The organism is Dorea hominis, from assembly GCF_014287705.1.
In the GTDB taxonomy this organism is placed as follows: Bacteria; Bacillota; Clostridia; order Lachnospirales; family Lachnospiraceae; genus Dorea_D; species Dorea_D hominis.
Genome location: NZ_JACOOY010000006.1, coordinates 1 through 13517, shown reverse-complemented (window position 1 = coordinate 13517; position 13517 = coordinate 1). Strand labels below are relative to the sequence as shown.

Below are 13517 nucleotides of genomic sequence, written 5' to 3'. Positions count from 1 at the left end.
ATATTGTACATTTTTCATTAATTCTGTTTATTATAAATATTTCATCATTGTTGGCACAAGAATGTTCATATCAACAGGCTTTGCAACATGAGCATTCATTCCAACAGAAAGAACCTTTTGTGTATCTTCTGCAAAGGCATTGGCAGTCATCGCAATAATCGGAATCCTGGCTTTTTTCGTATCCTTCATCTTTCGGATTGCTAATGTGGCATCATATCCGTTCATAACCGGCATCTGAATATCCATAAGGATCATCTTGTAATAACCGGCATCCGCTTTTTCAATCATGTCAACGCATGCAACACCATCATTTGCGGTCTCAACAATACAGCCTTCTTCCTTCAATAGTTCTGTTGCAATCTCCGTGTTGATCTTATTATCTTCGACTAATAAGATTCGAACACCATTCAAGCAATTCTTATTGCTCAGATTACTATTTTTCTTCACTATAGAGTCTTCTTTTGATGCTTTCCTACATGGAATAGTTACTGTAAATGTGGAACCTTTACCTTGCTTGCTTTTCACTTCTATAGTTCCATCCATGAGTTCAACAAGCTTTTTCGTAATGCACATTCCGATGCCGCTGCCCTCAATATGACTGGATGTAGTGTTACGTTCTCTTTCAAAAATTTCAAAAATACGCTTTTGAAATTCCTCAGACATACCAATTCCATTATCGGTAATAGTAACGATCATATTGCACCAATCTTCTCTTTCGCAAGATTTCTGTATAACATTACAGGATATCGTACCTCCTGTATTTGTATACTTTATTGCATTGCTTATAATATTAAGACAGACTTCTGACAGGTGCGGTGCATCCATATATACATACGGATACATGATTTGTTCTGCCAGAGAGATTGTCTGGTTTTTACTTTCTGCCTGTTGTTGGAACATAATGACACAATTTTCAAAGCATTCATGGACATTCGAAACAGTGTATTCCATTTCGACCTTGTTATTTTCAATTCTTGCAATGTCCAAAACATTACCTAGCATCGACAAAAGTTCTTTTCCGCATATTTGGATTTCTTCAAGATATCTGCCAAGTTTATCTGTTTCTTTCAAATGTCTGGATGCGAGATCTGCATAGCCAATGATCGCATTCATAGGAGTCCTGATGTCATGAGACATATTATACAGAAATGATGATTTTGCTTTATTTGCACGTTCTGCTTTTAATTTAGCTTCCCGCAATTCTTCCTCTTGCTTTAATTCCCGCATTTTTTCATCTGTCACATCTCGATTCGCAATCAGCACGGATGTAACATTTCCATTTTTATCATAACTCTGCGGAACAACCATGGAAAGAAACCATGATCCATTCTTCTTTTTGAATTCAGAAGACATAGATTCTTTATTATGAAGACGTGCCGCCATGGTTTGTATATCAAAAAAATCTATATACTTCTGCACAAATGGCTCTGCTATAATATCTTCTATAATCTTGAACTGAGGCTTCCAATCTGCGATATTATCTTTTATATCCAAATCTGTTTTTCGGGATCTTTTGACAAGTTCGATCTTTTTCGTTTTTAAGTTCAGCCTTGAGATTTGATAATAGGCAGTGCCTAATGCATGAAAGGCCTGCCGGTTTTTTTTCACCTGCTCTCCCAATGTAAGAGGGAACTCTTCGCCGTCCATCTGCTCCAAATCCGGTGTTGACTGATGCAGATGTTGAACCAGCCATTTTCCATTCGTCCACTTATAGATAATCGTAAATCTTGTCTCCATTTTAAAACAGATCGAACCATCTTTAAACAGACCAATAAAATCTCCTGTTCCATGTACAAGAACATGGTCATCATCAAGCCGTTCTTCTTCCTGATGTAAATTTTGTACTTCGATTCTGATTTTACCTCTTCGTTTTATACCAACTTTAAATGATTCTAAAAACTCATGTAGATTCGTAAACAACTCATGTTTCCCGGTTCCAATCAGACTAATATTTTCATCAAAATAATTCTCTATACCAAAATCATTTATTGATTCGGCATTAATATATATTTTCAAAAGTTGCTCTGTAAGTTTTTTGAAATCATTCATACGCTTCCCTCTCTCTAAAAAAAGACTGAAAAGGCTTTAAGTTTTCTGTTTTATTTTTAAAATTTATCCACGTTTCATTCTCTTCCAAAAAAGTCTGAATATACATGTCAAATTGCTTACTTTATTATATCACAGCGACATATTATTCCGCCATCATTTTTTCATGACATATGTTCATGACAATTTCCCCAAGAAGAAATAATAATATTTTGCAGCTGTTTCCTCACCACCGCCATGGCCGCCTTTCCACGCTGGGTTCATATCCCATGCCATCAGCCACCAGTTAAGCATAGCAACCAGACAGCCCTTATCTTCAAATTCCATGCCGGTTCTGATGGTTGCAACTTACAACGAGGACGGCAGCGTCAATGTCATGAATGCCACATCCAAAAGTGTTAAATTTTGAATCATCTACAATGAGTATTTTTTGTTTCTTGTCCTTCTTATTTCTCTTTAGTGATTATTGATCAATAAATTGGGCTTCGTCCCCTCCAAGTTTTATATTTCTTATGGTTTTCTTCAGCAACTTCATATCAACTGGTTTTGAAATATGAGCATTCATTCCAGCAGCGAGAGTGTGCTGCATATCCTCTGAAAATGCATTGGCAGTCATGGCAATAATCGGGATCGTCTTTGCCTGTTCATGTGAACTTCTACGGATTGCCTCCGTTGCCTCATAACCATTCATAACAGGCATTTGTACATCCATCAAGATCATATCATACTCACCGGGCACGGACTGTTCAAATGCTTCCAAAATCCTTTTGCCATTTTCACAAATAGTACACTCTGCACCTTCAAGCTTTAATAATTCCATTAGGATTTCTGCATTCAACTCATTATCCTCTGCACAAAGGAAGCGCATTCCATCCAGAATATCACTATCTGTCTCATGCATTTCTATCTGTTCTGTCGAAGAAACTACTCTGTTCTCCACAATTTTTAGATTTAAGATTACTTCAAAACTACTTCCGCGATTCGGTTCGCTTTCAACCTCAATCGTTCCCCCCATCGATTCAACCAGATTTTTAGTGATTGCCATTCCCAGACCAGTTCCCTGTATTTTGTTTGTTACAGAACTTTCTGCACGAGTAAACGCGTCAAAGATAGTTTCTTTAAAATCAGCAGACATTCCCATACCATTGTCACTGACTATAAAATGATATTTTCCATATGTAGAAGAGTTTGTCTCACTTTCTTCTGCGATAAACTGGATTACTCCACCTTCCTGTGTGTACTTTATTGCATTAGACAACAGATTACTGAAAATCTGCATCAGATGAACCTTGTCGCCATTTACCCACTCATGTTTAAGGTTTTCTTTTGTGATTATAAAACTCTGATTTTTTTCGTTTGCCTGTGAATGAAATATTGTATTGAGTTCTTCTATAGAATCCAGAATAGAAAAATCAGAATATTTGAAAACTGTTTTTCCAGCTTCAATCTTGCTCATATCCAAAACATCATTAATAATTCCTAATAGATGCTGAGAAGAAATAGCTATTTTATCTGCATACTCTATAACTTTTTCTTTGTCTCCGGCATTATGTCTGATTAATGATATAATACCAATGATTGCGTTCATAGGTGTGCGAATATCATGCGACATATTGGATAAAAAATCTGTTTTTGCCTTATTTGCATTTTCAGCGGTCTGTAGAGCCTCAGTAGCAATGTTCTTAGCCTTTTTCAGATTTTTATTAGCTTCTTCCATTTCGCTTATAGCCATTGCCTGAAGCTCATTGTTTCTTTTTTCAAATTTAACTTTTTGATTTGCAATACTGAATCTGGAAATACTGTAGAATAATCCAGCAAAAAGCAAGATTATAAATCCTGTCATGAGCATTGTAGTAAACCCAATCATTTTCTGGTATTCTTTCAACACATTATCTACTGTCGCTTTTTTTACAATACAAATCAACATCGTATTGTTGCTTTCTATCGGACAATATCCCAAATAATAAGGCTCATCTTTCCCCAAAAGTTCTACTCCCTTTTTTCTCCCCGCAATCTTTTTATTCAGAGAATCAAACTCTTTTGCTGTTATAGCATAATCACTTTTCAAATGTTTCAGTAATGAATAATTTCGGAAAAAAATGTCATCCTTCTGGTTCGTATAAGTAATATTTCCATCATCATCCAACATGAAGAGATATGCACTTCCATCATATCCTCCAAGATCTAACATAGAGTCTAATTTCGAATGATCATACACTGTTCCAATCGCTGTATAAGTTTCCCCATTAATCGTATATTTCTGACATGGAATTGCTACCAAATAACCGTCTTTTTTCACTTGTTCAAATTCAAAAGCGACCAATTTTCCAATATTAAATCCGTTTCTCAAATCCAGCAAAAGCTTACTAGGCATATCAACTTTCAGTTTTGTTCCATCTGAGGTTATAGCTTTTCCATTTTCCTGTAGAAATAAAAGTGTACTCTCAGATTCTTTTTCCCATGCCTTAAAAAAGTTTCGGTTATTATCCGTTTCAAGGGATATTTTCTTCTCTTTATGCAGATAGCTCTCAACTAAATGTAACTGTCTATAGTATCCACTCACTTGCATATCATAGGTTTGTTGAATCTGTTCGACAACAGCTTCCATACTGATTTCTCCATTTACCTCAATATATGTATTCATCCTATTCAACAGAAACTTTACAAAAACAAAACTTGAAAGGATGAAAATTATGACAAACAATGGCATTATTATTTTTTTTCTCTTAATTATCTCTTGTTCTATTTGCACTTTATTTTTCAACCTCTATATAGTCTTCTGGTGCTGACGGTTGCTGCCCATTTGACATGGCCGCAATCCATGCACTAGATAATGTTGTATCCCCTATTTGCTCAATAGCGCATTTTGGATTAAATTTTTTTAAAATAGATTTTGTCGTATCCGTAAGAAGAATGGAATATTCTTTTTCTGTGTCTATTTTTTTATCATTTATTGTTATATCCTTTAATGAGAATCCGTTTTCTTCGTTTTTGACAATTATTTTCATACCAGATGCAATCGGCAATTCGTATTTTGTGGTTACATAAAAATTTTCATCAGCCTCTGTAAGATATTTTTTAACGAGTTCATAAACCTGCTCACCGTTGAGCTTTACAAGATATAATGGGGTATCTGAATTCTTCGCTGTCATCAGACCGACCCGGCTTCTGGTGCATTCTCCTTTGTAAATAGAAGAAGTATAATAATAATATGGTGTCAGAGCCAACTGTGCATCATTTTCTTCTCTGATTGTAGTTAAAATAGATGATGCTGCATCTCGACCGCTCTTATCATTCAATGAAATGGAATACTCGTTTTCAAAATTCACTGTACTTTTTTCTTTTGAATCTTTACTATTCATTGCACTACGAAAAGCATTATAAGCCTGCATTTCATCCATTTTTCCTGATAATAATCCGTGAACAGCTTCAAGACTGGCATCGAATGATTTTTGAGCGGAATATCGGATATAAATAGAAGTATCTTTAATTTCTTCTTCCAAGCCTGGTACATTCTGCATCATTGATGGAACATCTGTGTTAAACGAAATCACACCACTTCCATCTGCAATCAGTTTTTGTCCCTGTTCCGAAATCATACAATCCAGCACATCTAATGCTGTATCCAGTTTTTCCTGGTTTTTTTCCAATTCTTTATTGAATGCAATATTTAAGGATGGGAACATATACACAAAAGAACTATCTGAAGTCTGTGAAAAATAAGGAATACGTATTAGTTCCGCATCCATCTGTTCTTGGAATTTTTGCATATCTCTAGGCTGTCCATGAAACATTGCTGATTTTCCTTCAACAAACATCTGAGTTCCTGTATTAACATTAACATTGATATCCTCTTTACTAAAATGCGAATCTTTAAGGAACTGACTTGTTTCCGAAAAAATTCTTTTCCATAGTACGTCGTCAAATTTTATTTCACCAGCTGAAGTTTCGGCTTTGTTTCGCCAGTCAACACCAGCCAAACTTGTAAATTCACCAATCGCTGCCGCCTGAATTATTTCTTGATTTGCCCAGTCTTCTGCAAGGTTCATCGAGTAAGGTTTTATACCCTTATCATAAAATTGCTGGCAAACCTGTACGTATTCTTCATAATTTTCCGGAACTTTGATTCCATACTGATCAAACAGTGTCTTGTTGGCAATAATCGTCTGCGGAAGTGCACAGATTGGCAACCACTGAATTTCATTATCTGTATCCTTATAATATTCCACTGCATAGGAATAGTACTTAGAAACCACATCATAAGAAGCAAAATCCATAAGATATGGCTGTAAATCCTGCGCATCCGTTCCAGAGAATCGACGTACTGTCATGATGTCCGGCAACTCACCATGCTCTTTAAAATAGCTATATAAATCAGTGTCATTATTTCCAATAATAAATTCAATATCCTGATCCGGGAACTGCTCATGGATATAAGGAGCAATATTTTTCATTAAACGATTTTCCCACAGATACACGGTAAGGTGATCGTCTTTTTTAGATTGTCCACATCCAGCCAAAATACCAATTACTAAAAGTACACCTGACACCAATGCGGCCAGATAACATTTTGTTTTTTGCATACGTCAACTTCCTTATTCTTTCGATTAAAACACATTTCAATATTTTCGTTTTACAAGCCCTTTAGCTTTGTGTCACAGATTTTCATCTGCTTTGTCTCAATTCTTCTAATTATAGCATTCTATTTTTTCACGTCTATATTTTTCACGTTAATGTAAAAAAAATTTTTATTTTTTCTTTTCCCCCACTGTAAAACAGCCTCTGAGCGTTTCGTTATATAGAGGGGTACAAATAAGAGCAAGACCGCTCCTTGAAAGGGACTTATACCACAGAACAATTACTCCACACTTTAAAAGACATAAAATTTACGGATATAGAAGAACATGACTTCATGATGACTATACAGCGATAGCTCCTTATATTTTCGGAAATCGGAAAATAAAACTCGTTCCGATACCTTCGATACTTTCAACATGAATGGTTCCATTGTGGAGATTTACAATCCAACGCACCATAGAAAGGCCGAGTCCGGTACCGCCATTTTCTCTGGAACGGCTTTTGTCTATACGATAGAAACGCTCCCAGATTCTGTCCAGGTGTTCCTCACTTATTCCAATACCATCATCTTTCACTTCACCGACAATCTGGTCATTTTCGACCTTCAGGATAACATGGATATGTCCATTTATTTTTCCGTAATTGATGGCGTTTGTTATTAAATTTATCATCATACGCAAAATCAATGTCTGGTCGCCGTTCATAAATAAGTCATCCTGCTTTTGCAGGGTGATCTCAATATTTTTTTCCTGTGCTTTTGTCTGCAGTTCTTCTATTACGAATTCGCTTAATAATCCAAAATCCAGTTTTTCCATCAGATGCTGCTCGCCCTGTTCGTTTCTGGCGATCATTAACATTTCGTTTGTCAGCTTTGACATTCGTTTTGCCTGCTTTAAGATGACTGCAATCTCTTCCTTATCTTCCGCAGATAAGTTTTCATTTTCCAATAAGTACTCACACTGGGAAATGATAACAGCAACGGGAGTCCGCAGTTCATGGGATACGTCTGATGTGAATTGACGCTCCTTCTCAAATGAAAGTTCCAATCGCTCGAACATTCCGTTAAATTTCTCCGACAATTCGTATAATTCATCTTTTGCTTTTGGCAGAGACAATCGTTTGGAAAGATCTTTTCCATTGCCGATGTTTTCAACTTCATCGCAGATAAGATCCACCTGTCTCAATGCCCGTTTGATCATAAAATATCCGATGACCCCGATCAGAATAATAAGTAATGGAAATACAATCAACAGCATTTTCTCGGATGTCTGCATGAAAAGTTCTATAGAATGTACAGAGGTAATTCCTCGTACCCATATTTCGTCATCATCACCGTAAGTGTAAATGCTGTCATATATCATCCATTTTCGATTTGATCCGGTTATCATTCGCGGTGTATTCGACTTGAGGATAATTTCTTCTGGAAATTGGGTTGGAATCGTTCCATAAAGTAATCGTCCGTTTTTGTCATAAATACAAAACATAATACCGTCATCGTAAAATTCGGTATCGCCGTCAAGATAAAAGGAATCATCCTGAAAATTAATATTTGAAGAGAAACCGGTCACTGCGGCACTGATTTCTTCTTCTGTCGCAGAAATTCCAACCCTATCCACAAAAAGAAGGACGAAAACTAAAATAGTCCCAAGAACTACGGCAATGATTCCGGTGTACCATAGCGTAATTTTTTTCTTGATCGTCAGCTGTTTCATTCGTTTTCCCTCATTACATATCCGACACCGCGAACAGTGTGGATGAGTTTTTGTTCATATTGTGCATCGATTTTTTTTCGCAAATAGCGAATGTATACGTCGATCACATTGGAACCACCTTCAAAATCAAAGTCCCACGCATTCTGCTCAATCTGCTGTCTTGTCATTACGATATTTTTGTTGCGCATAAGACATTCCAAAACCATAAATTCTTTTGCAGAAAGATCAATCTCGTTCCCGGCTCTTGTAACCTTTCTTGTGTCACGATCCAGAATAAGATCTGCTATTTTTAGTTGATTGGATGTAAATTGTGGCTTTCTACGCATCATGACACGGATTCTTGCAAGCAGTTCTTCAAATGCAAATGGTTTGATCAGGTAATCATCGGCACCAAGATCCAGTCCTTTGACGCGATCTTCAATGCTGTCTTTTGCTGTCAGTAACAGAACCGGTGTATCATCTTCTCGCCGCCTTAATTCTCTTAAGATTTCATATCCGTCCTTTCCCGGCAACATGATATCAAGAATAATACCATCGTAGGAAGTCATATCGATATAATCCATCGCTTCCAGACCATCCCCACAGGCATCTACACTGTAATGTTCCTTGACAAGCCTTTTTTTGACAATGTTTCTTAAATCATTTTCGTCTTCTACAATCAGTAATCTCATAATGTAATTATTATAATACCAATCGTTTTCTGGTGCTAGAGCCCTTTTTTTCATTTTCTGAAATTACTATTTGTTTTAATCTTTTTTTAATCTTCCCCCTATATGATACATATAACAGCAAAAACAAAACACCCAAGAGCCGAAAGGAGAATATGTTATGAAAAAATTATTAGTAGTTTTATTATCCCTCACATTAATATTTGCTTTTACAGGATGCACCTCATCCAATAATGAAGCTGCAGAAGATATGGAAATTAAGACACAGGAAGTTGTAACATCAAATACAGATGACGATGATGATAACATCAGTAACACAGAAAACACAGTAGAGAATGTGAACGAAAAGGATTATGATTTCTCTTCTTATGAAAACGATATCCGTAAAATAACAAAGAAAGTAAACAACGCAAAAACATCTTCAAATGCATCTGAGAATCACAAACATTTCTACACTTTGAAAAAACAGATAGACGCAGTCGATGATGAACTGGATAAACTTGATGATGAATTTGAGCATGCTTACCAGATGAAAGAGATTAGCTTCGAGACATACAAAGCGAGAGAACGCGCGATTGAAAAACTGGAAGATGAACTGGAATTAGCAGAAGAAGCGCTGGAAAACAAATACGGCATTGATGATTAATTCCGTCTGGGCTACAAGAATGTGGCAGAACTTTCTTAATTTCTAAAATCGGGTAGGAGGTAGATAATTATTTTTTGAAAATTTTGTATTTTTCTGAAATTTAGTACAGAAAAGAGCATATGGATTTTCTCCACATGCTCTTTTTTAGTAAACTGTTAATAGACATCAGATATAATAAGATTCGAGCATTATTCTGTCATAGATCAGCAACAGTTGGGAGAGATTGTTTCTTTTCCCACCTTTTTCTGATTTACATCCCCGAATAAGGGGTAACAACAGAGTGGAACCCAAATGTTAGCTGGAAATTGATCATTTTTCATTTCCCAATTGCAATTTTAGAGGACTCATTATACTCTTTTTCAATTACTCTGTCACCGGCTCTATCCAACTAATCGATTGGAAACGGATTTGAAATAAGGTGATCTGTAATTATAATTTTCATTATTTACACTCATCCAGCCAGCCTTCTTTCCATACCGGAACTCAAGATAAATTTTTCCGTTAGAGAATGTAAGCTTTTTCAAAACTACTTTCTTTCCTGCCGGAACTTTACATGCGACTTTACTACCGTTATAGAGGTTTACTTTTTTTGCAGTTACAAAAGTGTTTTTCTTAAATAATTTACTGTAGTAATCGTTGCGGTCATTGCCGATTATACTTTTTACAGTAGATGTTGTTGCATCTGCTAATACAAGCTTGTTGTTGCTTACTCGATAATCCATCGTCCAATTGAGCCAACCTGTTTCAGCCGGCTGATCTGCATGTTTGAGCGTCAGGCTGTTTTTCTTTGCAGATACGATCTCGCATGCTGTATCATCTAATTTACTTACACATACAAACTTTTTGGATTTATTATCATATCTGTAAATTTTGTTGTCATTGATACAGTCATTATCACCGATTGCCATCAGCTGGACGAATTCATTTTTATTTGTCATTCTGGCATACTTCGCATTCACAGAGTTGATGCCCTGATTTGCATAACTCTTAGAATATGCCAGCTTATTATTTACTGTGATTTTCACTCGACTTACACAATCATCTTTTCCTATGATTGTTTTTACGAGTATCTTATCCATCTTACCATCGCCGGTAACATCCGCCGATATTTCCTTTTTGACCGGCACATTTCTTACAGATGCCGCCTTCGTCATCGTCGGAAATGCCAGACACATAGATGCCACAAGGGCACAGGACAAAGCTACTTTTACTGATTTGAAATAAGTATTTTTCATGATGATTTCTCCTTCTATTGCACTACACAAAAACACTGTTCTAATATAAAGATATGCTCTTCATTTACGAAATTATTATAGCAAACAATTATTAAAAATATAGAATAATATTCTTAATATTTCTTTACATTTATCAATCCAGATGATAGCGTGGTTTTCCAACGCTCTTCTTTCCATATTCGATAGCTTCCGCCGGGCAATAGCAGATGCATGCCATACAATGTGTACAGGCATCACAATCTGCGCTGTTCCCATATACTGCCATTTCTTTTTCTCGGCAAGCCTGCGATTATATTTTGCTGCATCTCCGATTTCACTGCCACAATCCATCACAAACCAGATTCGCTTCGCACCTGTAAGCTTTCCTTTTTTCATAAAACCTATTCTGTTTTTCGATTTCTGTGCTATAATGCTTTATTGTAAAAATTCCCATAGACAAAACGAGGTGAACCAAGTGAAAAAAAAAGCACTTGTGCCTCTTATCACTTTTTTACTGGGCATATGCCTTGTTAGTTTGATTGTATACAAAACAGACACCCACGAAAAAGAGCAGAGACACATAACAGCACAATTAAACGTAGCCACCTATGGCGAACGAATAAAGAATGAAATTACAAATGGAATTGAGATCACAGATACCTTGAAGCAAATCTTAATAAGTGAAGATGGCGAAATCCATCAGTTTGAAACAATTGCAGGAAATCTTATGTCTGATTCTATTGAAAGTGTACAGCTCGCTCCTAATGGTGTTGTTACAGATATTTATCCGGCTAATGGAAATGAGACAGGTAAGATTGATTTGATCCATGATAAAGACCGCGGAAAAATTTCCTGTTACGCAAGAGACAACCATACAATCATTACGCAGGGCCCCTTCAAATTAAAACAGAGAGGATATGGAATTGCAGTCCGCAATCCCGTATACCTGAAAGATAAAAACGGACATGAGTATTTCTGGGGATTTACTATTGTTATCCTGCGTGTTCCGGATATTTTTTCAGATTCAATCAGTGCACTTTCAAATTTTGGATACGAATATAAAATTTCAAAAACAGTCGCTCCATGGAGTGATACTTATAAAGTGGTTTATCAATCAGATGGGCAAACAAATCATCCTGTTTCTTATACATTTACAATAGGAGATGAAAACTGGAAATTTGAAGTAAGTCCTAAAAGTGGATGGAGAAATGCCACTCTACTGATAATCATCATCGGAATGTTTCTTACAATAAGCCTTCTCCTGTCAGTTCTTACCAGAATATGGTTAGTAGAAAATGAACATAAGAAAAAGTTTCAGATACTGGCGCGCACAGATTCTCTTACAAATATTTATAACCGCTATGGATTTGATGAATTTGCAGAAAAAATGATTCAAAAAAATCAAAAAGCACATTTTGTGGCTGCGCTCCTTGATATCGATGATTTCAAGTTTATTAATGATATCTATGGACATAATTACGGAGACAGGGCACTAAAGAATCTTGCAGACAGCATGAAGACTTTTTTCCCATCCGATGCATTACTTGGAAGAAATGGTGGTGACGAATTCTGCATTCTTTTACCAAATTGTACTTTTGCAGAAGCAGATATACAGCTGCAGAAATTCACCAAACTTCCTAAATCATTCTCATACCATGGTAAGGAACATGCATTTTATATTTCTCTAGGATATGCAGAATATCCAACATTTGCATCCAATCGTTCACAACTCATGCGCTGCGCAGATGCCGCTCTTTATGAAATAAAGCTTCGTGGAAAAAATGGATGTATGGTCTACAGAGAAGGATTTCGGTCAGGTGCCCGCAAACAACTTGGATTCACATTCAAGGATATCTCTGAACATCTTCCAGGTGCATTCATCATATACAGAGCTGACAAAGAAGATGATGAACTATTTTTTGCAAATGATGAATTTCTTCATATGTCCGGATATAAAGATATAGATGAACTGTTCAGACTTACTGAGAAAAGTTTTCGCAACTTGATTCGTGAAGATGAACAGCAACAGATAGAATCAAGTATCTGGGAACAGATTGACAATGGCAATGAAAATGACTATATTCACTTTCATCTTCGAAAAGCTGACGGAACTTATTTTTCTGTTCTTGATCAGGGAAGAATTGTAGAGAGCCCGCAATACGGGAAAGTATTTTATGTATTGTTCATGGATTGGGAAGATATGCATATTCGTTACAATGATAAATTCGCAAGATAAAATATTGCAAAAAACAGAGCGTATGATCTATTTTCATATAATGTTTATGTCGGCAAGCTCTATCAAAAGGAAATCGACTTTGTTGCTCAGAGAAGCAACGAGAAGTTTTATATTCAGATCAGCGACAACATTTCCGGGCAGTAAACATTTGAGAGAGAATGCTTTCCTCGGCTTCAGATTCGAGATGCTTATCCGAAAATGATTATTGCTAGAACCAAACATCCCCAATATAGCTATGAAGGAATCGTAATTCACGATATAGCCGATTGGTTACTACAAGAATAAGCAAGGCGAACTGACACCCCCAAGCCCCTGTAGAATAAATAACGCCAGTACTGGATATCAAAAATCCCGCACCGGCGTTATTTATTAAAATATTTTGTTTTTTAATCTTCAACACTCTCTACTGAAACTTCT

General features: G+C 36.3%; 9 protein-coding genes and 2 pseudogenes. 3 read left to right on the top strand and 8 right to left on the bottom strand.

Annotation, left to right across the window (positions count from 1 at the left end; genetic code table 11):
• Window positions 1-30: 30 nt before the first annotated feature.
• The 6 genes from H8S07_RS05930 to H8S07_RS05905 form a co-directional block, all read right to left on the bottom strand.
• Window positions 31-2049 (bottom strand): ATP-binding protein, encoded by a 2019-nt coding sequence (locus H8S07_RS05930; protein WP_186855648.1) that lies wholly within the window; start codon window positions 2047-2049, stop codon window positions 31-33.
• Window positions 2050-2223: 174 nt separating this feature from the next.
• Window positions 2224-2373 (bottom strand): hypothetical protein, encoded by a 150-nt coding sequence (locus H8S07_RS05925; RefSeq protein WP_243175972.1) that lies wholly within the window; start codon window positions 2371-2373, stop codon window positions 2224-2226.
• Window positions 2374-2509: 136 nt separating this feature from the next.
• A complete protein-coding gene (locus tag H8S07_RS05920; protein WP_186855647.1) occupies window positions 2510-4654 on the bottom strand; it encodes an ATP-binding protein in 2145 nt (714 codons plus the stop codon).
• 145 nt (window positions 4655-4799) lie between these two features.
• Window positions 4800-6629, bottom strand: a complete 1830-nt coding sequence (locus tag H8S07_RS05915; protein WP_186855646.1) for an ABC transporter substrate-binding protein — start codon at window positions 6627-6629, stop codon at window positions 4800-4802.
• A gap of 354 nt (window positions 6630-6983) precedes the next feature.
• Window positions 6984-8336 carry a sensor histidine kinase gene (locus tag H8S07_RS05910; RefSeq protein WP_117537985.1) on the bottom strand — a complete coding sequence of 451 codons (1353 nt, stop codon included), beginning with the start codon at window positions 8334-8336 and terminating at the stop codon, window positions 6984-6986.
• Entirely contained in the window at window positions 8333-9007 is a 675-nt protein-coding gene (locus H8S07_RS05905; RefSeq protein WP_044919842.1) for a response regulator transcription factor, read from the bottom strand. The genes H8S07_RS05910 and H8S07_RS05905 overlap by 4 nt, the downstream gene beginning before the upstream one ends.
• Window positions 9008-9164: 157 nt before the next feature.
• Between H8S07_RS05905 and H8S07_RS05900 the strand changes: the two genes are divergently transcribed.
• The gene (locus tag H8S07_RS05900; RefSeq protein WP_117537986.1) at window positions 9165-9650 is read left to right on the top strand and encodes an entericidin EcnA/B family protein; all 486 of its coding nucleotides are present in this window, start codon (window positions 9165-9167) and stop codon (window positions 9648-9650) included.
• Between the two features lie 380 nt (window positions 9651-10030).
• Here H8S07_RS05900 and H8S07_RS05895 read toward each other — a convergent pair whose 3' ends face one another.
• Together H8S07_RS05895 and H8S07_RS15025 are read right to left on the bottom strand one after the other, a co-directional pair.
• On the bottom strand, window positions 10031-10885 hold the full coding sequence (locus H8S07_RS05895) for a hypothetical protein (protein ID WP_118661279.1): 855 nt from the start codon (window positions 10883-10885) through the stop codon (window positions 10031-10033).
• 133 nt (window positions 10886-11018) lie between these two features.
• Window positions 11019-11114, bottom strand: a pseudogene (locus H8S07_RS15025) (EFR1 family ferrodoxin); the annotation flags it as partial.
• 225 nt (window positions 11115-11339) lie between these two features.
• Between H8S07_RS15025 and H8S07_RS05885 the strand changes: the two are divergent.
• Window positions 11340-13100, top strand: coding sequence for a diguanylate cyclase domain-containing protein (locus H8S07_RS05885; RefSeq protein ID WP_118288244.1), 1761 nt, complete (start codon window positions 11340-11342; stop codon window positions 13098-13100).
• A gap of 36 nt (window positions 13101-13136) precedes the next feature.
• Window positions 13137-13385, top strand: a pseudogene (locus H8S07_RS05880) (ATPase); the annotation flags it as partial.
• Between the last annotated feature and the right edge of the window lie 132 nt (window positions 13386-13517).